The organism is Streptomyces sp. NPDC046831 (assembly GCF_040645305.1).
Classification (GTDB): Bacteria; Actinomycetota; Actinomycetes; order Streptomycetales; family Streptomycetaceae; genus Streptomyces.
The window spans coordinates 1-23,060 of record NZ_JBEYXZ010000003.1; the positions used below are offsets into that span (position 1 = coordinate 1).

Here is a 23,060-nt window from a genome sequence, read left to right on the forward strand (position 1 = left end):
CCACGCGCGCGAGGAGGTCGTCGCCGGTCTGCATGGCCACCTTCAGCATGTGGCTGCCGTGGTTCTCCATGCGGGCGGTCACAGGTGCGGGGGCGGACGTCATGCGTCCGGCACCCCGGGTGTTCGGGTGACAGCCCGTCACATGTCGGGGGTCGCCACAAGCTGGGCCATCTGCTGCACCGCGACCTGGTCGGCCGCCCCGCTGTAGACGCGCACCTCGTCGATGGCTCCGGCGAAGTACTCGCTCGCCCCGCGCAGCGAACGGCCCACCTGCAGGCCGCCGGTGGCGGACCACAGGGTGTCGTCCGTGCCGTAGGCGCCCGCGACGAGCTGGCCCTGGACGTAGAGCCGGACCGTGTTGGCGAAGGCGTCGTAGACGACCGCCAGGTGCTGGCCGGAGCCGCCGGTGTCGGGGAGCTCCTGGTCGTCGGTGAAGGTGACGACCTCGGCGTCGGCGGCGTCGGTGGTGGCGACGGCCAGTTCCCACTGGCCGGTGGCCGCCTGGTAGCGGACCTGGACGCGGTTGGCGTTGGCGCCGGGCAGCGACAGCACGGTCTGCGACTTCTCCGGGTCCAGCGAGGTGAGCTGGGCGCGCGCGGTCACGGTGAAGCTGCCGTTGCCGGCGACCGGGGCGGTGGCGGTGGACGCGTAGTCCCCGTCGCCGTCCAGGACCAGGTTGCCGTCGCCGACGAGGGCCGCGGTGTCGAACAGCGGGTCGGCCGGGCGGTAGACGGAGGCGTTGCCCGCCAGGGTGAGCGCCTGGCCGCCGCCGGTCTCGGCCGCCGCGCCGCCCGCGGCGTCGTCCAGCTGCCAGTAGCCCTTGCGCTCCGGCTTGACCGTCATCAGCTCGGCGACCTGGGCCGGCGGCAGGACGCGGTCGAAGACCCGGACCTCGGCGAGGTCGCCGGTGAAGTGGTCGCGGTAGCCGCTCCTGGCCGTCGCGCGGCCGATCTGCAGCGGTCCGTAGGACTTCCAGGTGGAGCGCCGTGTGGCGGAGCCCTTCAGGTCCTTGTTGACGTAGAGCTGGAGCACCGGGCCGCCGCTCTTCTGCGCGTCGTACACGCCGGTCAGCTGCACCCACTGGTCCTTGACGACGGTCAGCCCGGTGGACACGGCCTTCCACTCGCCGAGGGAGTCCACGTCGTTGACCGGGACGGAGAACTTCCAGGTCTGCGCGGACGCGTCGTAGCCGAGGGTGAAGCCGGGCTCGCCGGTGCCGTCCTGGCTGACGACCGCCATGTCGCGGTCCAGCGAGGTGGGCCGCACCCAGGCGCTGACGCTGAAGCTCCGGGCGGTGTCGAGCACGGTCTCGCTCGCGTCGAGGTACGCCTCGGCGCTGCCGTCGAAGCGGGCCGCCTTGTCGGCCTTTCCGCCGGGACCGTCCACGCCGAACGTGACGGCGCTGCCCGCGGTCGCCGCGTACTGGCCGCTCTCCTCGTTGGCCTCGCCGCTGCCGTCCTGGTCGGCGAGGTTCCACTGGCCGACGACCGGCGCGCCCTCGCTCACCAGGAACTCGTAGTGCGCCTTGGTGCTCGGGTTCTCCGCCTTGTCGACGGCGATCACGTCCACCCAGTGCCGTCCGGAACGGGTGGGCATCCACTGCACGGAGACGGAGCCGCCGGCCGAGGACGGGGTGAGGGTGGTCGCGGGGCTGGCGGTGCTGTCGAAGGCGTAGCGGTACTTGACGACGTCGGTGTCCGGGATGGAGTCGTTCGGGTTGGGCGCGAAGGTGAAGGTGCCGTAGGTGCCCACGCCGTCGTGGTAGACGGTGTCCGACGGGTACTGCTTGGACAGGACGTTGGGCTTGCCGGGCAGCGTCTTGTCGTAGATGAACTCGCAGCGCTGCGCGGTGTCGCCCTCCCAGCTCCACGGGCCCCAGCCGTCACCGTCGTAGGCGCGCGCGCTCCAGTAGACGACGGTGTTCTGCGGGATCGTCGACTTGACGGTGTGCGTGAACTTGGTGCTGGTCGTCGGGGAGAGCCAGTCCGGTGTGGTGTAGCTGTAGGACTTGGCCTCCTTGGTGGCGGGGTCGGTCCACTCCACCTTGAACTCGACCTTCACCTTGTCGGTCTGGCCGTTGCCGTGGTCGGGGTCGCTCGCGATGGCCTGCAGCTTCGGCGGGACCTCGGTGAACTCGCGGCTCGCTCCCCACTTGCACAGGCCGCCGGGATCGGTGGACATGTCGGAGGTCTTGATCTGGCGCGGCAGGTTGTTGTACTTGACCGACAGGTAGGCGTTGCCGCAGATCCGCTTCCACTCGGCGAAGCGGGTCTCGTCCGAGGCCCTCAGGCCCAGCGTCATCGAACTCCAGCCCTCGGCGGCGGCCGTCTTGACCTCGCTGGTCAGCTCCCCGGTCGCACCGCTCTCGAAGTGCAGGTTGGCCTGGCTGGAGCAGGAGGTCGGGGAGATCGCCTTGTCGACGGTCTGCAGGTAGTCGACCCAGTCGTCCGAGGTGTTGGACCAGTTGCTGGACGAGGTGATCGAGTAGTTCTTGCCGCCGACCCGGTACAGCTTGATCGGTTCCGCGGTCGGGGAGGCGCTGTAGATGTGCTCCACCCGGGCGGAGAAGGTCGCGCCCAGGATCTGCTTCCCCTTGTAGAAGGAGAGGGGCATCGTGAACAGCACGCGGCGGACGCCGACGCCGTTGCAGGAGACCGGGTTGTAGTCGGTGGGGCACTTGCCGACGCCCGCGCTGCCCGAGTACTTCCAGTCCTGCTCGCTGGGCATCCCCGACATGACGCCGGTCCAGGCGGTGCGCGAGGTGGTCCGCTGGATGGGGTCGATGACGACGGGAAAGACGGTGTCCGCGCCGGTGAGCAGCCTGCGGTCGGGGACGAGGCTCAGTCTGCCCGGTGCGACCTGGACGTCCAGCGGTGCGACACGGCCGCCGCCGCCCGGGCCTTCGAGGGCGGCCTGTGGCGCCCGGCCCCCGGCCGTGGGACCGGCGGTCGCGGTCGCCGTGGCGGTCGCCGTCGTGCGCTCGCCGGCCCCGGCGGCCGCGGACCTCAGGGCCTTGGTGACGGCCTCGGGGCCCTGCCGCCGCGCCGCGGCCTCGGCGACGGCCGCCGAGTCCCACATCGCCGGCTTGCCGGCCTGGAAGACGGTGCCGCCCACGGCGGAGTCCTCGGCGACGATCGCGCCGGTGGCGTCCTCGGCGACCTTCAGGCCGTCGGTCGTCATGCCGAGGTCGAGCCGGGCCAGCTTCGGGTTCGCCGCCGCCTCGGGCGTCTTGACGACCAGCAGATGGCCGAAGCCGTCGGGCTCGGCGCGGACGGTCAGGTCGACGCCGGGCAGGGCGTCGGGGTAGGTGGCGGTGTCCCCGTCGACCCGCGGCGCGGGCAGCTTGCCGTACGGCCAGGTCAGGGCGAACTCGCGGCCCGCCCGCCGCAGGGTCACGAACGGCTTGCCCGCCTGGCCCGAGGAGAGGCTCAGGTCGACGGTGGCGGCCTTGGGCCCCCAGCCGCCGTCGGCGCGCTTCACCAGGGTGGCGTCGATGTCGACCCACGCGCCGTCGCGGACGGTGCGGACGGGTTCGGTGTACTCGCGGGCGGTGAAGGTGCCGTCGGGCTCGGCGAAGATCTCCCTGCGCTCGGTGCGCAGCCCGACGACCTCGGCCTTCTTGCCGCTCCTGCGGGCCAGTTCCAGGGCCTGCTGCTCGGTCTGCGCCGGCCGGCCGGCGGCGACCGGCGCCTGGTCCCGCGCCGGGGCGTCGCCGCCCGGCAGGACCGCCGCGCCGCCCGCCACCACCGCGCCGGCGACGGCGGCCGCCACGGCGGCGCGCAGCAGCACGGCGCGCCGTACCGGTCTCTGTCTGTCTGCGGACACGCGTCCACTCCCCAGTCGCTTCGTGTCGGTTGTCTCGGAGTTCCGGTCGCCGGACCGCCCGGTCCGGCGTGAGGGGCCAAGGGGCCGGCGGGTGCTCACCGCACGGCCGCGCCGAAGGCGGCGCCGCCCGCGGGAATGCCGCCCTCGCCGGGCTTCCAGGTCTGCGTGGGCGCGCCGCCCGAGGCGGTGTTCCACGGGACGGCGTGAACGGCCGGTCCGCCGGGGGTCACCCTCGGGGTGGCCGTCGTGGGGCCCGGGCGGTGCCGGTCCCCACGACGGTGCGGGCCCTCGTCAGCGGACGGTGGTGCCGAAGGCGACGCCGTCCGCCGGAAGACCGGCCTCACCGGGCTTGATCGTCAGCGTCGGAGCCCCGCCGGAGGCCACGTTCCACGGGAAGCCGTAGACGGCCCTGCCCTCGGCCGGCCCGTAGGGCACCCCCACGTACAGCAGCGCGGAGTTGCCCCCCAGGGACAGGCCGGTGAGCATGCGCGGCGCGGGCGTGGACGGGATGCCGTATCCGGGGTCGACCCACTGGTCGGAGCCGCCGGCGGCGCCGACCATCGGCACGACGAGGACGCCGCCCTTGTCCGCGTGCTCCTCGGACGACTCCTCGCCGGGCACGCCGATCGCGAGCCGGGTCGTCGTCGCGGTGGACGTCGCGTTCGGGGAGGTGTTGACGGCGGCGAGGCGCCGGCCGAAGAAGTCGCCGGCCTCGGCCTCGCCGTCGACATCGGCGCTGTTCTGGTCGATCCAGGCGACCTCGGAGAAGCTGCCGCTCGCGGTGAGGCGGAAGACCTGCACGGCGCCGGCGTCGACGGTCGTCGACAGGTCCTCGCCGGGGACGCCGACCGCGAGCAGCGACTCGGTGGTGGAGGTGGCGCCGGAGGGGCGGTAGGGGACCATGGCCAGCGCGGCGCCGAACTGGTCGCCGACCTCCTCGGCGCCGCTGATCGCGTCCTGGTCCTGGCCGAGACCGCCGAGCGGCTTCGGGTAGCCGGAGGTCAGGGTGTGGTTGAACCAGGCCACGCCGCCCGCGAAGGTCGTCGTGCCGAGCGCCTCGCCGGGCGTGCCGACCGCGAAGTGGGTCGGGGTCGCGGCGAAGGTGGAGCCGAAGCGGTCGTCCTGCTCCGCGACGCCGGCCACGTCGCCGGCCTTGTCGGTGTCCTGGCTGACGAAGACGACCGTCTGCGCGGTGCCGCTCACGTAGTAGAAGGCGCCGGCGTCGTCGACGGTGCCGACGGACTCGCCGGGGCTGCCGATCAGCAGGTACGGCTGGCCGCCGGACGTCTTGCCGGCGGCGACCGCGTAGCCGACCCAGTCGTCGGTCTCCGCGCCGCCGCCCAGTGGCTTGTCGGTGCCCTGGTAGAACTCCTTCACCGCCCGGCCGGCGTTCAGGCCGCTGGTGGAGCCGTAGAAGACGTGCACGGACCCGGAGTCGGGCACGGTGCCGATGTCCTCGTACGGGTTGCCGACCACCAGGTCGCTGCAGCCGTCCAGGTCCGCGTCGTAGACGGCGAGGGAGAAGCCGAACCGGTCGCCCGTCTCGGGGGCTCCCGGCACGTTGTCGAGGGACTGCTTCAGCGTGAGGGTGCCCTTGCCCCCGCCGTAGACGACGTGCACCGCACCCGACTTCGCCACGCCGTCGTCGCTCGCCTCGGGATCGGCGACCGCCGTGTCCCTGACGCCGTCCCCGTTGAAGTCGGACTCGGTTCCCGACGGGCACGCGACGGCGGCCGCGGCCGACGTGGCGCCGGCTCCTAATCCCCCCGTCAGCAGCGCTGCCGTCAGCGCGGCGGCAGCACTGTGCCGCCAGACTTTCCCCACCCTTGACACCGGCCCCCCGTAGATAAAGACGGTCTAAAAACGCCAGGGGATCATCGCGTCACTTGAGGTGAGCATGCAATAGGAGATTCCACTGCCCCGAACGTGGCAAAGGTCACACCGGCCGAGGCGGCCGTTCACAAAACCCGCGTAAGCCGCACACGTGGGACACAGGACCGGCGTGGGTCCGCCACACCGTCGGCGGCTCCGCCCCGCCGGTGGGCGGCCTCCGGCATCCGCGGGACGACGCCCCGCCCTGTGGGGCGCCCGGTCCCCGTATGCTCGCTGCCGAAGCACCAGGGGAAGGCAGAGAAGTGAACTACAGGGTCCAGCCCAGCGCCCAGGTCGACGACACCGCCGAGATCGGCGCCGGAAGCAGCGTGTGGGACCTCGCGCAGATCCGTGAGGACGCCCGCCTGGGCGAGGGCTGCGTCATCGGCCGCGGCGCGTACGTCGGTTCGGGCGTGCGCATGGGCGACAACTGCAAGCTGCAGAACTACGCGCTCGTCTACGAGCCGGCCGAACTCGGTGACGGCGTCTTCATCGGCCCCGCCGTGGTCCTCACCAACGACCACAACCCCCGTTCCGTGGACCCCGAGTTCAAGCAGAAGCGGGGCGGCGACTGGGAGGCCGTCGGCGTGAAGATCGCCGACGGCGCCTCGATCGGCGCGCGGTCGGTGTGCGTGGCCCCGGTCCGGATCGGCCGGTGGGCCATGGTCGCGGCCGGCGCGGTCGTCACCAAGGACGTCCCCGACTTCGCGCTCGTCGTCGGCGTGCCCGCGCGGCAGATCGGCTGGGTCGGCCACGAGGGCGTCCGACTGGTCGAGCGCGAGGGCGAGGCCGGGGTCTGGGAGTGCCCCACGTCCGGCCGGCTGTACAAGGAGACGGCCGAGGGGACGCTCGCCGAGGCGGAGTGAGCGCAAGCGGCATCGGCGGGGGCGGCCCGGGACACCGGAGCCTTCGGTCCTCCGGCCTCACCGGCGCCCGGGCCGCGCGGCCCGGGCGCCCAGAACACACAGCGAGGACCAGACATGTCCCAGACCGACGTCAAGGTTCCGGCACCCCGTGACGCGGCGGACGCGCGCGGCTCCGTGCCGCCCGCGAAGGCGCCGGCCCCCCGGTTGTACGCGCTGGACGCCCTCCGGGTCGTGGCGGCGCTCTCCGTGCTGATATTCCACTTCACCGGCGTCGACGCGGCGACCCGGGCGAACTGGGGTGTGAACCCCAAGGAGCTGTTCCCCTGGCTCTTCCCGGTCACCTCCTACGGCTCCTACGGCGTCCAGCTGTTCTTCATCATCAGCGGCTTCGTCATCTGCCTGTCCGCCTGGGACCGCACGCCGGGGCAGTTCGTGCGGGCCCGCTTCCTGCGGCTCTTCCCCGCCTACTGGTTCTCGGTCGTCGTCGCGGTCCTCGTGTGGCGGGGGCTGCCGGACGGCGCGCGCAAGGCACCGAGCGTCAGCGAGTCCCTGACGAACCTGACCATGTTCCAGGTGCCCCTCTCGGCCCGGCACCTCGTGGGCGCCTACTGGACGCTGTGGGTGGAGCTCACCTTCTACCTGATCTTCCTGGTCGTCCTCTGGAAGGGCCTGGACTACATCCGCGTCTCCGTCTTCTGCTGGCTGTGGCTGCTCTCGAGCGTCCTGGTGCAGCAGGACGACGTCCCCCTGCTCGGCATCTTCGCCCAGCCGCTGAACACCGCGCTGTTCGTGTCCGGCATCGCGATGTACCTGATGTACCGATTCGGCCCCGACCTCAAGCTGTGGGGCCTGCTCGGGGCAAGCTGGCTCGTGATGCAGAGCGACCTCGTCCAGCACGCCGACCACCTGCGCCACGACGAGGGCATGGACCGCGACCCCTACGTCGCCCTGGCTCTGGTCACCGTCTTCTACCTGCTGGTCCTCGCCGTCGCGCTGCACAAGCTCGACCGGATCGGCTGGAAGTGGCTGGCCACGGCGGGCGCGCTGGTCTACCCGCTCTACCTGCTCCACGAGGAGCTGGGCTGGGCGATGATCCGCACCCTGTACGGGCACCTGGGGGCCTGGGCCACGCTGGGCGTCACCACGGCGTCCCTGCTGGTGCTGTCGTGGCTGGTGCACCGGTTCGTGGAGAAGCCCTCGCAGCGGTGGCTGCGCAGCGCCCTGGAGAAGGAGTCCCGCCGGCGCGCGGCCGACGCCGGGAGCTGACCGCCGACACGAGGAAGGGCCCGTCCAGCCGGACGGGCCCTTCGTCGTGAGGGAGGTGTCAGCCGCCGATGACGACGCGGCGGACGCCCTTCCAGGCCTCCGGGTCGGTGGTGCGGCGGCCGTCGACGAGGACCGTGACGTCCGGCAGGTCGGCCGGGGTCAGGGAGCGGTACTCGGCGTGGTCGGCCTGCAGGACCGCGGCGGTGACCTTCTCGCCCTGGTGGGGCGTCAGACCCAGCGCGGTCAGCTCGTCGGCCGTGTACATCGGGTCCGAGACGAACGGGACGGCGCCGCGCGCCTTGAGCGCCTCGACGGTCGGGAAGACGCCGGAGAAGGCGGTCTCCTTCACGCCGCCGCGGTAGGCGGCGCCCAGCACGAGGACGTTCACGCCCGTCAGGTCGCCGTACGCGGCCGCGAGCAGGTCGACGGCGTACTGGGGCATCGCGGCGTTCGCCTCACGGGCGGAGCGCACGACGGTGGCGGCCGGGTCGTTCCACAGGTACATCCGCGGGTAGATCGGGATGCAGTGGCCGCCGACGGCGATGCCCGGCTGGTGGATGTGGCTGTAGGGCTGCGAGTTGCAGGCCTCGATGACCTTCTTGACGTCGATGCCGTTGGCGTCGGCGAAGCGCGCGAACTGGTTCGCCAGGCCGATGTTGACGTCCCGGTAGGTCGTCTCGGCGAGTTTGGCCAGCTCGGAGGCCTCGGCGGTGCCCAGGTCCCAGACGCCGTTCGGCTGCGGCAGGTCGTCGCGCTCGTCGAAGTCGAGGACCTGCTCGTAGAAGGCCACACCGCGGGCGGTGGACGCCTCGTCGATGCCGCCGACCAGCTTCGGGTAGCGGCGCAGGTCGGCGAAGACCCGGCCGGTGAGCACGCGCTCCGGCGAGAACACCAGGTGGAAGTCCTCACCGGCCCGCAGGCCCGAGCCCTCGGCCAGCATCGGCGCCCAGCGGGTGCGGGTCGTGCCGACCGGCAGGGTGGTCTCGTAGGAGACGAGGGTGCCCGGCTTGAGGCCCTGGGCGATCGCCTTCGTGGCCGCGTCCATCCAGCCGAAGTCCGGCACGCCCTCGGCGTCGACGAACAGCGGCACGACCACGACGACGGCCTCGGACTCGGCGACCGCGGCCGCGGTGTCCGTGGTCGCGCTCAGCAGACCGGCGTCGACGGCCTGCTTGAGCTTGACGTCCAGGTCGTGCTCACCGGGGAAGGGCTCGGTGCCGGCGTTGACCAGCTCGACGACCTTCTCGTTGACGTCCGCGCCGATGACCCGGTGGCCCTTGGACGCGAACTGAACGGCCAGCGGAAGCCCGATCTTGCCGAGCGCTACTACACAGATGTTCATGGAGGGTGGCTACTTCCTTTTCGAACCGTTCGGCTTCTTGGAACCGGTCGACGTCAAGCCGACGGCACGGGACTTCAGCTTCCCGGCCACGCGCCGCATGGCCCGGTAGGCCAGGGCCCGCCTGGGCGGGTGCATCTGGGCCGTGTCGATCACCACACGGCCCTTGTCGTTGACGAGCGCGGAGCCGCGGTAGGGGTCCTCGTCCCGGCCCCAGCGGCGGGCCAGGGGCATGGGCTTGTCCTTGCCGCGCACCGCGATCTCGTAGGTCTCGCCGGCGACGTCCACGTACACGCGGACGCCCAGCCTGACGGTACGCCTCTCCAGCGGGACCCGGGCGTGCAGCACGGTGCCGGCCCCGTCCGCGGCGGGCTCCGTCGTGATCTCCCCGACCGGTGCGGGCGGCGTGCGGTCGGCGGGGAGCCTGCGGGCGCCGGTCTTGTTCGCCGACTTCGGCATGGCGCCCTGGACCAGCCGCAGGGTGGCACCGCCGACGTCGCCGACGACCGGCAGCCGCACGGAGGCCGTGTAGACCAGGCCGTCGCCCGGCTGCTCCCAGCCGGAGCTCAGCAGCTCGGTCCCCTCGGCGAGCCGACCGGGGACCGCCTCGCCGATCAGCTCGTAGGTGCGGTCGGGCAGGCCCAGGCGCGGCGAGCGGAAGCCCGGGTAGCGGGCGTAGGCGCGATCGCCCTCGACGACGAAGGGGGGCGCGCCGTGCTCCTTCTCGCCGCTGATCGCCTCGCTCAGCTCGTCCACGGCGCCGGCCTGGGCCAGGGCGATGCGCACCCGGCGCTTGACGTCCATGGCGTCGCGGATGCCGTCGGTGAAGTAGACGTCGGCGAGCTTGGCGATGCCCGCGCAGATCTCCCGCTGCAGGGCGCGGTCCAGGGCGGGGAAGTCGTCCTGGACGAGCTTGGCCAGCTCCCAGGTGAAGTGCCGGCGCAGTACGGCGTCGCGCTGCGGGCCCGGTTCGAGGAGACCGGCCGTGAAGTCCATGATCTCGGCGGTGCAGCGCAGCCGGGACAGGTGGTCGGCGCGGTAGGTGATGTTGCTGGCGTCGCCGCGCTTGACGGCGAAGTAGCAGATGTAGTCGGCCACCACCGAGATCTTCCGCGCGCGCACGCAGGCCTCGATGGTGAACGGCTGGTCGCTGCCGACGGGCAGGTTCTCGGGGAAGCGCAGCTTGTGCTTCTCCACCAGCGACCGGCGGAAGAGCTTGGTGTTGGCCAGGGTGAACGGCAGGGCGGAGTCGTACAGGCTGACGTCCCGGTTGCCGTCCTTGTAGAGCGCCTGGTGCACGTACCGGCCGTTCGTGCCGGCCATCTTGCCGACGACGACGTCCGCGTCGCCCGCGTCGGCGCAGGCCACCATGCGCTCCAGGGCCTCCTCGCCGAGGTAGTCGTCGGAGCCGATGAAGTACACGTAGCGGCCGGTGGCGACCTCCAGCGCGCGGTTGCTGGGCGCGGCCGGGCCCCCGGAGTTGGGCTGGTGGATCACCTTGACGGTGTCCGGGTACAGCCGCGCGAACCGGTCGAGTTCGCGGCCGCTGTCGTCGGTCGATCCGTCGTCGACCGCGACGATCTCCAGCCGCTCGCGGCCGATGCTCTGCCCCACCAGGGAGTTCAGGCACTCCGTGAGGTAGGGCATGGTGTTGTAGACGGCCACGACGACGGTGACGTCGGGAACTCGCCCGGTCATGAACCCGCCCCTGTGGATCTCGCGACCAGCCGGGTGTACAGCCCGTCCAGCACCTCGGCCTGTGCCTCCCAGGTCCAGGTGTCGAGCAGCCCGGGCTTGTCGTAGGCGGCCGTGTACTTCGCGGGGTCGGCCAGCACGGCCTTGATCGCGCGCACGAGGTCGTCGACGTCCTCGGCCCGGCATATCTCGCCCTGGCCCGTGGAGCGGGTCACCTCGGACATCGTCTTCACGTCGCTCACCACCAGCGGCAGCCGGGCGTGCGAGTACTCGAAGAACTTCGTGATGAGCGCGATCTCGTGGTTGGGCCAGTGGTGGATCGGGATGCAGCCGACGTTCGCCGCGGACAGGAAGCGGACGACCTGCCAGTGCTTGACGTACGGGACGGCGTGCAGCCGGTCGCCGACGCCGAGTTCCTGGGCGCGCCGCAGCAGGCTCTGGATGTAGGCGGCCGCCGGCGAGGGGACCACGAACGCCATGTGGACGCCGTCGAGCTTCGGCAGGGCCTCGACCATGTCGCCGAGTCCGCGCTGCGGCCCGGGCGAGCCGCTGTAGACGACGAGCGGGACGTCCGGTCCGATGCCGCACAGGGCGCGCAGGTCCGGCTCCGGCTCGGTGTCCTCGAGCGCCGGGTCCCGCTCGACGGGGCGGTCGGGCGCGTTCAGGACGACGGTCGGCTGCTCCGTGAGGCCGTGGCGCTCTTTGAGCAGGTCGGCGAGGCCGTCGGAGACGGTGACCACGGCGTCGGCGAACGGGGCGTACTCGCTCTCGTGCGCGGTGTTGCCAGGGATCCAGTGGGCGTTGTCCTCCCACGGGCGGACACCGGGCAGATACTCGTGGGCGTCCCAGACCAGCTTGACCGGGCGGCCCTTGGCGCGCGCCCGTATCGCGGCGCGGGCGCCGACGCCGAGCATCCGGAAGTCGTTGGCGTGGATGAGATCGGGCTTGAGGGCGTCGATCTCCTTGCCGTACGTCAGCTCGTAGTCCCACAGGACCGGTTCGAGGCGGCGCCAGGCCCGCCTGCCCTTGACGGTCTTCCACACGGCGGTGAAGGCCCGGTCCAGCGGCCCGCGCAGGGCACGGCCCGCCTTCTGCGCCTGGCTGGTCTGGCGCGCGCGGAACTCGACCCACTTCTGCATGAACTTCGACAGCGGCCCGGCCGCGAGGAGGCGCAGCTTCTCCACCCGTCGGAACGCCGGGCCGCCCACGGCCTGCGGCGCCACCTTCAGGGCGGCTCTGCGGGTGGCCACGTCCGCCCGCCAGGCCTTGGCCCACTGCCGCCGGTAGGCCGACATCGGACCCGGCGGGTAGGCGAACGGACGGCGCAGCAGCGAGCGGTGCCGTTCGGCGTGCCGCTTGGCCAGCGGCGTCTTCAGCGGGAGCAGCCGGACCTCGGCGTCGCCGAGCTTCCAGCTGCGCCCGTTGCCGGAGCGGACGAGACCGAGCAGCACCACGTCCCAGCCGGCGGCCGCGGCGGACTCGGCGGCCTTCTGCACCCGCGAGTCGTTCTGGACGTTGTTGTCGACCAGCATCACGACCCGGCCCTTGACCGGCCGGGGCGCGTCGGCGCTCTGCGCTTCCATGAACAGCCTTTCTGAACTGGTCACTTCAGGAAACCGCCCAGGACCTGGGCGGTCCAGGTGCCGTCGTGGTAGGTCCGGGCGAACTCGGCGGACTGCCGGCCGATGCGGGCCGTGCCCTCGCGGTCGGCCACCAGGCCCTCCACGACCTCGCGGAGGGTGTCGGGAGTGGCGCTGACGATGGGCAGGGCGCCGTCCGTCGCGGCCTTGACACCGTCGCTGATGTAGGCGACGACGGGCTTGCCCGCGGCCATCGCCTCCACGGCGAAGGTGCCGTAGCTGCCGGTGGTGAACTGGTCGAGCACGAGGTCGCAGCTCTGCACCAGGTCGCGCATCTCCGCCCACGGGATGCCCTCGGCGAGCCGGAACTCGATGATCCCCGCGTCGTGGAGCTCGGTGAGCACCGGCATGATCCGGTCGGTGCCCTTGGTCCACCGCTTGGACGGGGCGTGCAGCACCAGCGGGCGTTCGCGCTCCATGACCGGGCGGTCGGTGGCCCAGCTGTCGACGTCGACCACCAGCGGCGCCCACTTCGCCGTCGGCAGGTCCTCCAGGAGATCCGGCGTCGTCACGTAGAGGGGCAGGCCCGCTTCGGACGCGATCCGCTTGTTCAGCTCGGCCTTGGCCTGGAGCCGCTTCGCGATGCCGTCGGGGGCGTCGTGGAAGAGCGAGTACGGGTGCCGCGCCATGTGGTTGCCGGGGTGGCGGATCTCGCTGCCGTGCGCGAGCAGCGCCACCTTGATGCCGGCCTGCTTGAGCGCGTCGAGGTCACCGGCGACGGACGTGCCGTTGAGGTGGCCGAACACCGGCATGAAGGCGTCGACGAGCAGGTGCGTGCAGCGGCCGATGATCCGCTCCACCTGCTGCATCTGCACGTCGAGGTCGCGCAGCCGGTCGGCGTCGACGTACACGTCCGCCGGGTAGTCGAAGGATTCCGGCCGCTTGTTCATCACGACCTCGGCGGACACGTCCGGGTTCAGGCGGGTGATGGCCTGCGCGAACGCGGCGCCCTGGCCGGCGTAGTTGGCGGGGCCGAGGCCCAGCCGGACGCGGGTGTCACCGATCCTGCGCCACAGCGGCCGGCCGTCGGCCGTGGTGGTGTCCGCCGTGCGCACGGCGTCGGGCGTCTCCTGCACCGTCCAGGACACCTCGGGCCGGGAGCCGGGCGGCGTCTTCTTCGACAGCTCGCGGTACAGCTGGAGCAGCTTGCCGCTCTGCGCCTCCCAGGACAGGTCGGTGAGGACGTCCTCGGTGATCGCCTCGGCGAGCCGGCCGCGGTTCTCCATGGCCCGGGCGGCGGCCTCGGCGAACGTCTTCGGGTCGTCCCAGGTCCACACCTCGCCCAGGCCGTGCTCCTCGACGTACGCCTTGATGACCTTCACGTCGCTGGTGACCAGCGGCAGCCCGGCCTGGAGGTACTCGGAGACCTTCGTCGGCAGCGACACCTCGCAGTTGGGCACGCGCCGGAAGGGGGTGAGACCGAGGTCGGCGGAGGACAGGTAGTCGGCGACCTCGTGCTGCGGCACGTACGGCACCAGGTGGACCCGGTCGCGCACGCCGAGCGCCTCGGCCCGCGCGAGCAGCTGCTCCAGCAGCGGCGTCATCCGGCCGTGGACCAGGGCGAGGTGGAAGCCGGGCAGCTCCGGCAGGCCGTCGATGACGGCGTCCACGCCGCGCTCGGGGCCGATCCAGCCCGAGTAGACCATCAGCGGTACGTCGGGGCCCAGACCGCAGGCCTCGCGCACCGACGAGGCGGCGCTGCCGCCGCCGATCACCTCGCGGACCGGCGCGTTGCCGACCACCAGCGGCAGCTCGGGCAGCTCGTGGTCGTTCTTCAGCAGCTCCGCCATCTGCGGGGAGACCGTGACGACCGCGTCGGCACGGCCGATGAACTCGGCCTCCACCGCGGGCAGCGCGTACGCCTGGCGGGGGTTGGGCCACTCCACGCCGCGAACGTACTCGTGCGCGTCGTACAGCCAGGCGCACTTCAGGCCGCGGGCGCGCAGCCGGGCGGCGCTGAGCGCGGCCGTGGCGATCATCGTCACGTCGTTGGCGTGGATGACGTCCGGCTCGATCTCCTCGATCACCGGCCCGAAGGCGAGGTCCAGGTCGACCACCTGCGGCCAGTCCACCCGCCAGTCCCGGACCGGGGCCGGATCCTTGGGCCGGCGCCGCTGCTCCCACTTGTACGCCTGGACGCGCAGCCGGTGCACCGAACGGCGGGCCCGCAGCAGCGCCTTGATGGACGTGCGGCGCGGGGCACCCGCCCAGTTGCTCTCCGCCGACTTCTGCCGGACCCAGGCCTTGTAGGCCGCGGTGTAGCGGTTCAGGGCCGCCTGGTCCGGGAGGTGGAACTGGGTGGCCGCCGCGCGCAGGGTGCGGGTGCGGCGCGCCTTCACCTCACGCATGTAGTCCGATCCGACGGGCACCCGGATCACGTCGATCGGTCCCATTTTCGACCGCTGGACGCGCTTGGTGTCACTCCGGCCTATGAGGGTCACGTCCCAGCCGTCTCGTGCCGCAGCGACGGCGGTCTTCTGCACACGAGAGTCGCCCGTGATGCCGTTGGCGACGATCACTGCCAGCCTCGGCCTGCGAGCACGGGATTCCATCAGGTACTTCCTCCGGGTGGTACAGGAGTGCGGCCCCCCTTGTTCAAAGGGGGGCCGGGGAGCAACGGCGGCGCGCGCCGGAGCCTATCGGGCAGCCGTGTGCTCGTCGCGGTCGATGAAGACGGTACTGCCGTCGGCGGCCGACTCGAGCACCGCCGCCGCCACCTCCACCGTGCGCAGACCCTGGCGCAGGGTGCAGATGTCCTGTCCCTTCCCGAGCACGGCGTCCCGGAACAACTCGTGCTCCACGAGCAGCGGCTCGCGCTTCTGGATCGCGTAACGGATCATGTCGCCCTCGGACACGCCGCGGAAGGCCAGCAGCGCCTCCCACTCCGTCGCCACCGCCGCGTTGGAGTGGAACGTCAGGTCGGCGGTGAGGGTGTCGGCGATGAAGCAGCCGCGCTCGCCGGTGACCGAGGTGAAGCGCTCCTTGAGCGGGCTCAGCCAGTTGACGAGGTGGTTGACCATCGTGCCGTCGTCCAGGCGGCCGACCGCGGAGACCATGTCCTCGTGCTCGCGGCCGCTCTTGGAGACGGTGTGCGCGGCGATGGACACGTACTGGCGGCCCGTCACCCAGCCGGTGAGGTCGATGTCGTGCGTGGCGAGGTCCTTGACCACGCCGACATCGGCGATGCGGTGCGGGAAGGGGCCCTGGCGGCGCGTGACGACCTGGTAGACGTCACCGAGCTCGCCGGCCTCCAGCCGGGCCCGCAGCGAACGCAGCGCGGGGTTGCACCGCTCGATGTGGCCGACGCCGGCCACCAGGCCGCGCGACTCGAACGCCTCGACGAGGCGGCGCGCGCCCTCGACCGTGTCGGCGACCGGCTTCTCGATGAGCGCGCAGACACCGGCCTCGGCGAGCGCCAGGCCGACCTCCTCGTGCAGCGCCGTGGGGCAGGCGACGACGGCGTAGTCCACACCGAGGTCGACCAGTTCCTGGACGGTGCTCAGGACGGGAGCACCGTGGGCGGCGCCGTGCTTGTCGCCCATCGGGTCGACGGCTCCGACGAACTCGACGCCCTCCAGCCCGGACAGGACGCGGGCGTGGTGGCGGCCCATGGAACCGAGGCCGACGAGTCCGGCCCGCAGGGATCCGGTGGTCACAGCTGCTCCCCCAGCGCGTTCACGGCGGACACGATGCGCTCCAGGTCCGCCTGGGACAGGGCCGGGTGGACGGGCAGCGACACGACCTCGGCCGCCGCGCGCTCCGTCTCGGGCAGGTCCCAGGTGCGGCCGGCCTTCTGGTCGGGCTCCCAGTACGGCTTCAGCCGGTGAATCGGGGTCGGGTAGTACACGGCGTTGCCGATGCCGGCCTCGGCGAGGCGGGCCATCGCGGCGTCCCGGTCGCCCCGGAAGCGCACGGTGTACTGGTGGTAGACGTGCCGGGCGCCCTCGGCGACCTTGGGCGTGACCGCGTTCTGGGCGGTGATGTGCTCCGTCAGGTACGCGGCGTTGGCGATGCGCTGCTCGGTCCAGGCGGGGAGCTTGGCCCGCTGGACGCGGCCGATCGCGGCGGCGACGTCGGTCATGCGCATGTTGGCGCCGACGATCTCGTTGGCGTAGCGCTGCTCCATGCCCTGGTTGCGCAGCAGGCGCAGGGTGCGGGCGAGTTCCGCGTCGGCGGTGGTGACCATGCCGCCCTCCAGGGCGTGCATGTTCTTCGTCGGGTAGAAGCTGAACGTTCCCGCGGCGCCGAAGGCACCGACCGGCGTGCCGTGCAGGGCGGCCGCGTGCGCCTGGCAGGCGTCCTCGACGACGGCCAGGCCGTGCTTGCCGGCGATGGCCATGATCTGGTCCATGGCCGCCGGGTGGCCGTACAGGTGCACCGGCATGATCGCGGCGGTACGCGGCGTGAGGGCGGCCTCGACAGCCGCCGGGTCCAGGCAGAAGGTGTCCGCGTCGATGTCGGCGAAGACGACGTCGGCACCCACCAGCCGCACGGCGTTCGCGGAGGCGGCGAAGGAGAACGACGGGACGATGACCTCGTCGCCGGGGCCGAGGCCGAGGGCCATCAGGGCCAGGTGCAGCGCGGAGGTGCCGGAGTTCACCGCGACGCAGTGCCGATCGGCGACCAGGTCCGAGAACTCCGCCTCGAAGGCGGCCACCTCGGGGCCCTGCACGACGCGGCCGCTGCGCAGCACACGGACCGCGGCCTCGATCTCCTCGTCCCCGATGACGGGCCTGGCGGCTGGTATCTCATGGGTGTCGCTCACGACATCCCCCTCCTCTTCGGCGACCTCCGCGGGCGCCACGTTGTACATGGGCCGGGACGGAACGGTGCGCAGCGCGCGTCCGCATCCCTGAAAGTTCGCCAATGCCTGTGCGGCGAACGGCTTTCGCGGAAGACCTGCCCCCACAGATAGTCCTTGCGAGAAGACAGCCGTTGTGCGGACGGTGCGAAGCGGGTGTGCACCCCGGCTGCGGCCCGGCGTGCGGTCAGCACCTGCCGGGGCCGAAGCCACGTTACCAGGACGGGGGGACGCGCTTTCCCCAGGGTTACAACGGAAACACCTCAGCTTGGCGCACGCGAGGTCACAGCCGTCATGCGATCGTGACCGGTTCGTGAGCAGGAGCGGGGAACCGGATGGGGGCCGCTCCACGCGCGGCGCCCGGTGCGTACGGCAGCACGGCGCGGAAAGGTCCCCATGGGGGATACACCGGAGCATTTCGGCCACGCGGCGCGGGAGTTCCTCCGCCGGAGCGCGGCCGGGCGCGGGGCGTGCGTACCGGACGTCGCGCGCCGGGCGCACCTGCTGTTTTTTCGGAGCCCTGAGCCGGCGCGCGCCGACTGCGACTGCGAACTGCGGTGCGGACTGCGGCTGTCGCCGCGAAGTGCGGTGCGGACTACCTCTGCTGCTGCGAGCTGCGGTGCGGACCGCGGCTGTCGCCGCGAAGTGCGGTGCGGACTACCTCTGCTGCTGCGAGCTGCGGTGCGGACCGCGGCTGTCGCCGCGAAGTGCGGTGCGGAGTACCTCTGCTGCTGCGAGCTGCGGTGCGGACTGCGGCTGTCGCCGCCAAGTGCGGTGCGGGCTGCGGGCTGCGGACTGCGGACTGCGGACTGCGGCTGTCGCCGCGAAGTGCGGTGCGGGCTGCGGGCTGCGGGCTGCGGGCTGCGGGCTGCGGGCTGCGGGCTGCGGGCTGCGGGCTGCGGGCTGCGGGCCGGATACGCCGGCGGGGCACCGGTGGTTCACCGGTGCCCCGCACTGTTCCGCTCGCGACGCCGCGAGGGCGACGGCCGGGTCAGTCCTCCGTGGAGGCCGACGCCTGCGGCGCCTGCGCCGCCTTCTTCGCCGCCGCCTTCTTGGCGGTCGTCTTCTTCGCGGCGGTCTTCTTGGCCGTCGTCTTCTTGGCGGCCGTCTTCTTCGCCGTCGCCTTCTTGGTGGCGGCCTTCTTCGCCGTCGCCTTCTTGGCGGTCTTGCGGGCCGCCTTCTTCGCGGGCGCCGCCGCCTCGGCCTCGTCGGCCTCCGCGACCGGGGCGGCCTCCTCGACCGGTGCCTCGGCCGGGGCGGGGGCCTCAGCCGGTGCCTCGGCCAGGACCGGGGCCTCCGCCTCCGCGGATGCCGGGGCCCGGTCCTCGGACGCGGTGCCCGCCGCCGACGGGACCACCACGACGGCCGCCTCCTCGGGCGCGGTCGGCGCGGTGGCCTTGCGCACCGCACGGCGGCGCGGACGGGCCGGGGCGGCGCTCTCGGCGGGCGCCTCGGCCGGGGCCTGCGGCTCCTCGGCCGGCGCCTGCCCGGCCTCGGCGGCCTGCGGCTCGGCGGCGGCCGGCGCGGACTCGGACACCGTCACCACGGCCGGCTCGGCACCCGCCGGGGAGCCGGCCGGGGCCGACACCTTGCGGGTCGCGCGACGCCGGCCACGGCCCCTGGGCGCCTCCTCGGCCGGCGCGGCCGCGGTCTCGGTCTCGGCCGGCGCGGTGTCGTGCCGCTCCGCGACGACGGGGTCCTCGACGGCCACGGGCTCGGCCTTCGCCTCGGCGGCCGGCTCCGGCCGCACCGGGCGCTCGGCCTCCTCCTCGGCGGTGACCTGCTGCGCCGTCGGGGCCACCGGGCCGCCGTCGGCGCCGGCCCGCGGCGCGCCCGCGGGAGCCGACACCCGCCGGCTCGCCCGCCGCCGGCCGCGGCCGCGGGTCGCCGCGGCCTCCGCCTCGGCGACGCTGCTGTACAGCTCCTCGTCCGGGGCCATCTCCGGCGCCGGCAGGGCGACCGACTCGGCGACGGCCTCGGCGGTGACCTCGGCCTCGGCCTCCGCCTCCTCCTCGGCGGTCGGGGCGGTCGCCACGGCCGTCTCGAGCTCGTGCGGCTGCTCGGCACCGGCCCGGGCGCGCTTGCGGCGCTTGCCGCCGTTGCCGCCCGCCGCCGGCTGGTCCAGGTGCACGATCACGCCGCGGCCGTTGCAGTGGACGCAGGTCTCCGAGAACGACTCGAGCAGTCCCTGGCCGACCCGCTTGCGGGTCATCTGCACCAGGCCCAGCGAGGTCACCTCGGCCACCTGGTGCTTGGTGCGGTCGCGGCCCAGGCACTCCAGCAGGCGCCGCAGCACCAGGTCGCGGTTGGACTCCAGGACCATGTCGATGAAGTCGATCACGATGATGCCGCCCAGGTCGCGCAGCCGCAGCTGGCGCACGATCTCCTCGGCCGCCTCCAGGTTGTTCCTGGTGACCGTCTCCTCGAGGTTGCCGCCCTGACCGGTGAACTTGCCGGTGTTGACGTCGACGACGACCATCGCCTCGGTCCGGTCGATGACCAGCGAACCGCCGCTGGGCAGCCACACCTTGCGGTCCAGCGCCTTGGCGAGCTGCTCGTCGATCCGGTGGGTGGCGAAGACGTCGACCTCGCTGGTCCAGCGCTGCAGGCGCGGCGCGAGGTCCGGCGCGACGTGCGAGACGTAGCCGTGGATGGTCTCCCACGCCTCGTCACCGCTGACGATGACCTTGGAGAAGTCCTCGTTGAAGATGTCGCGCACGACCCGCACGGTCATGTCCGGCTCGCCGTACAGCAGCGCCGGCGCGTTGGAGCCGCCGCTCCTGGCCTTCTTCTTGATGTCCTCCCACTGCCCCTGCAGGCGCTCGACGTCGCGGCGCAGCTCGTCCTCGGTCGCGCCCTCGGCGGCGGTGCGCACGATGACGCCCGCGTCCTCGGGGACCACCTTCTTGAGGATGGCCTTCAGCCGGGCCCGCTCGGTGTCGGGCAGCTTGCGGCTGATGCCGGTCATCGAGCCCTCGGGGACGTACACGAGGTAGCGGCCCGGGAGGGAGACCTGGCTGGTCAGGCGGGCGCCCTTGTGCCCGATCGGGTCCTTGGTGACCTGGACGAGCACGGACTGCCCGGACTTCAGGGCGGACTCGATGCGGCGCGGGCCGCCCGCCATGCCCAGGGCCTCGAAGTTGACCTCGCCGGCGTACAGGACCGCGTTGCGGCCCTTGCCGATGTCGACGAAGGCGGCCTCCATCGACGGCAGCACGTTCTGCACCTTGCCGAGGTAGACGTTGCCGACGTACGACGTCGACTGCTCCTTGTTGACGTAGTGCTCGACGAGCACGCCGTCCTCCAGGACGCCGATCTGCGTACGGTCGCCGTGCTGGCGGACGACCATCACGCGCTCGACGGCCTCGCGGCGGGCCAGGAACTCGGCCTCGGTGATGATCGGGACGCGGCGACGGCCCTGCTCACGGCCCTCGCGGCGGCGCTGCTTCTTCGCCTCCAGCCGGGTCGAGCCCTTGATGGACTGCACCTCGTCGGACGGCTCGGCGGGCTTGCGCGGCTCGCGGACCTTGACGACGGTGCGCTCCGGGTCGTCGGTGGACGTCTCGGCGTCGCCGGAGGCGTCACCGGCACGGCGGCGACGGCGACGGCGGCGACGGCTGCTGCTGGAGCCGCCGGCGCCCGGCTGCTCGTCGCGGCCCCCGGCCGACTCGTCCTCCTCCTCGCGGTCCTCCTCGGCCTGCTCGGCGGTGTCCTCGGCGTCCTGCGCGGCCTGCTCGGCGGCGACGTCCTCGGACTCGTCCGGCTCCTCGTCACCGCCGGAGTCCGCGGACTCGCCGCGGCGACGGCGGCGGCCACCGCGACGGCGGCGCCGGCGGGTGCCGCTCTCCTCGCCGTCCTCGGTGTCCTCGGTGTCCTCGCCCTCGGCGGACTCGTCCGCCTCCTCGACCTCATCGTCCTCGGCGGGGGCCTCGACGGCCCGCGCCTCGGACTCCTCGCCGTCACCGGCGCCGCGGCGACGGCGGCGACGGCGGGACCCGGGCTGCTCGTCCTGCTCGGTCTGCTCGGCCGCGGCCCGCTCCTGCGGGGCCTCCTCGGTCCCGGCCGCCTCGGCGGCGGCCTCGGCGGCGGCGCGCTCCGGCGTCTGGAACGTCGGCTCGGTGAAGACCGGCGGCTGGAACACGGCCACGGCGGGACGCGCGGGCCGGCGCGGGGCCTCCTCCTCGGCGGATTCACCGGCGGCGGGCCGGGCCGGCTCGGCGAACCCGGTGGCGGCGCGGCGCACGGCCCGGCGCCGGGCGCGGCGCGGACCGCTCTCCTCGGCGGTCTCCTCGGCGGCGGGCGTCCCGGTGGCGGGGACGTCCTGCGGCGCGTCGGCGGCGGGGGCGGCGACGGTCGACGCCTTCGGCTCACGGGCGGCCCTGCGGGACCGGGTGGCCCTGGCCGGCGGGGCGGCCGCCTCGGCCTCGCCCTCCGCGGCGGAAGGCGTCCCGGCGGCGGGCTCGGGGGTGCCGGCGACAGCTGCCGGTGCAGCGGCGTCGTCGGCGGAGGCACTCACGGCCGGAGCGGCCTCGGGCGCCGGCTCGGCCGCGGGGGCCCCGGCGGGCGCGGCCGCGCGGCGGGTGGCACGGCGGCGGACGCGGCGCGGAGCCTCGTCCTCGGTGGTCCCGGTGGTCGCGGCGGCCTGCTCGGCCGCGGTCTCCGCCATGGGGCTCGCGGCTGCCTCGGCGGCCGGGGCCGCCTCTACGGTCTCGGCGGCCTCGGCGGACCGGGGGGCTCCGGCCGGGGCGGACGCACGGCGCGTCGCCCGGCGGCGGGTCCGTCCGGCGGCCGGGGCCTCCGCGGGCGCCTCGGCGGCGTCCCCGGTGACCGCGGCGGGCTCGTCGGCGACGGCGGGCGCGGCGGTGGCCGGGGCCCCGGCGCTCTCCGCGGCGGCGGGCACGACCGTCTCGGCGGCCTCGGCGGCGGGGGCGCCGGCGGGTGCGGCGGCGCGCCGGGTGGCGCGGCGGCGGGCACGGGGCGGAGCGGCGGCGTCGCCGGACTCGACGGAACCGGCAGGCGTCTGCGCCGTCTCCTCGGCGGCGGCCGGCTTCCGGTCGCCCGCCGCGGGCAGGACCGTCTCGGCGGCCGCGTCGCCCTGGGCAGCCCTGGGGGTCCCTGCGGGCACCGCGACACGCCGGCGCGTGCGCCGTGCGGGCGCGGGCTCGGCGGGACGCTCCCCGGCTTCAGCGGGCTGGAGCGCCTCGGCGGTCTCGGCGGCGACGGCGCCCTCGGCGCTCTCCAGCGCCCCGGTGGCCGCGGCGGCCTCGATCTGCTCCGGCTCGGCGGTCGTGTCCGCCTGGTCCCCCGCGAGGGCGGCGGCATCGGCGGCCGGTATGGCCGGCGCGGTGACCTCGGCGGGCGTGCCCCCTTCGCTCAGCTCGTCGGAGCCCAGGGGGGCGGGCGGCCCCGCCGGGCGGGACGCGGCACGGCGCCGGCGACGCGGGGGCAGCGTGTCGCTGGGGGTGTTCGGTTCGGACCCGGTCACGGGCCCGGTGGGTTCGGTCGGCTCGAGCATGCGGGCGTATCTCCCGTCGGGCTCCCGGGCGCCGCGCCCGGTCCGGCGGCTATCCGCCGTTGACGTCCGCGGCTCGCGCGGTGCGCGGTGCCGCCGTCCGGGGCGCGTGCGCCACACGGGAGCTTTCTGTGTCCTGTCTCGCCGGTTCCGTACGCCTTGTCGGTACGGCCTGGCGAAAGTCTTCTGGTCGGTGCGCTGCCCGACCCAGGTGGCTCCCGGATACGAGGGCGGCGCTTCGACG

At 73.4% G+C, this 23,060-nt stretch carries 11 protein-coding genes and 1 pseudogene; 2 read left to right on the forward strand and 10 right to left on the reverse strand.

All coding sequences use genetic code 11. The features are described 5' to 3' along the window. The 3 genes and pseudogenes from ABZ920_RS03580 to ABZ920_RS03590 all read right to left on the reverse strand — a co-directional run. Nucleotides 1-103, reverse strand: a pseudogene (locus tag ABZ920_RS03580) (AIM24 family protein); the annotation flags it as partial. 35 nt (nt 104-138) lie between these two features. Then, nucleotides 139-3,825, reverse strand: coding sequence for a LamG domain-containing protein (locus tag ABZ920_RS03585; protein ID WP_361498384.1), 3,687 nt, complete (start codon nt 3,823-3,825; stop codon nt 139-141). 291 nt (nt 3,826-4,116) lie between these two features. After that, on the reverse strand, nt 4,117-5,649 hold the full coding sequence (locus ABZ920_RS03590; protein ID WP_361498386.1) for a VCBS repeat-containing protein: 1,533 nt from the start codon (nt 5,647-5,649) through the stop codon (nt 4,117-4,119). A 311-nt stretch (nt 5,650-5,960) separates the two neighbouring features. Here ABZ920_RS03590 and ABZ920_RS03595 point away from each other — a divergent pair, with 311 nt between their 5' ends. Continuing rightward, nucleotides 5,961-6,563 (forward strand): acyltransferase, encoded by a 603-nt coding sequence (locus ABZ920_RS03595; protein WP_361498388.1) that lies wholly within the window; start codon nt 5,961-5,963, stop codon nt 6,561-6,563. 114 nt (nt 6,564-6,677) lie between these two features. Continuing rightward, nucleotides 6,678-7,829 carry an acyltransferase gene (locus ABZ920_RS03600; RefSeq protein WP_361498390.1) on the forward strand — a complete coding sequence of 384 codons (1,152 nt, stop codon included), beginning with the start codon at nt 6,678-6,680 and terminating at the stop codon, nt 7,827-7,829. A gap of 58 nt (nt 7,830-7,887) precedes the next feature. Here the strand turns inward: ABZ920_RS03600 and ABZ920_RS03605 are convergent, their stop codons facing one another. The 7 genes from ABZ920_RS03605 to ABZ920_RS03635 form a co-directional block, all read right to left on the reverse strand. Next, nucleotides 7,888-9,171 carry a nucleotide sugar dehydrogenase gene (locus ABZ920_RS03605; protein ID WP_361498392.1) on the reverse strand — a complete coding sequence of 428 codons (1,284 nt, stop codon included), beginning with the start codon at nt 9,169-9,171 and terminating at the stop codon, nt 7,888-7,890. Nucleotides 9,172-9,180: 9 nt separating this feature from the next. Then, nucleotides 9,181-10,866, reverse strand: a complete 1,686-nt coding sequence (locus ABZ920_RS03610; protein WP_361498394.1) for a glycosyltransferase — start codon at nt 10,864-10,866, stop codon at nt 9,181-9,183. Then, nucleotides 10,863-12,446, reverse strand: coding sequence for a glycosyltransferase family 4 protein (locus ABZ920_RS03615; protein WP_361498395.1), 1,584 nt, complete (start codon nt 12,444-12,446; stop codon nt 10,863-10,865). The genes ABZ920_RS03610 and ABZ920_RS03615 overlap by 4 nt, the downstream gene beginning before the upstream one ends. A 20-nt stretch (nt 12,447-12,466) precedes the next feature. Next, nucleotides 12,467-15,055 carry a glycosyltransferase gene (locus tag ABZ920_RS03620; RefSeq protein ID WP_361498396.1) on the reverse strand — a complete coding sequence of 863 codons (2,589 nt, stop codon included), beginning with the start codon at nt 15,053-15,055 and terminating at the stop codon, nt 12,467-12,469. 84 nt (nt 15,056-15,139) lie between these two features. Next, nucleotides 15,140-16,159: a Gfo/Idh/MocA family oxidoreductase gene (locus ABZ920_RS03625; protein WP_361498398.1), complete on the reverse strand. Its 1,020-nt coding sequence runs from the start codon at nt 16,157-16,159 to the stop codon at nt 15,140-15,142. Continuing rightward, a complete protein-coding gene (locus tag ABZ920_RS03630) occupies nt 16,156-17,268 on the reverse strand; it encodes a DegT/DnrJ/EryC1/StrS family aminotransferase (RefSeq protein WP_361498400.1) in 1,113 nt (370 codons plus the stop codon). Before ABZ920_RS03630 ends, ABZ920_RS03625 begins: the two co-directional genes overlap by 4 nt. A gap of 1,027 nt (nt 17,269-18,295) precedes the next feature. Further along, entirely contained in the window at nt 18,296-22,819 is a 4,524-nt protein-coding gene (locus tag ABZ920_RS03635; RefSeq protein ID WP_361498402.1) for an Rne/Rng family ribonuclease, read from the reverse strand. Between the last annotated feature and the right edge of the window lie 241 nt (nt 22,820-23,060).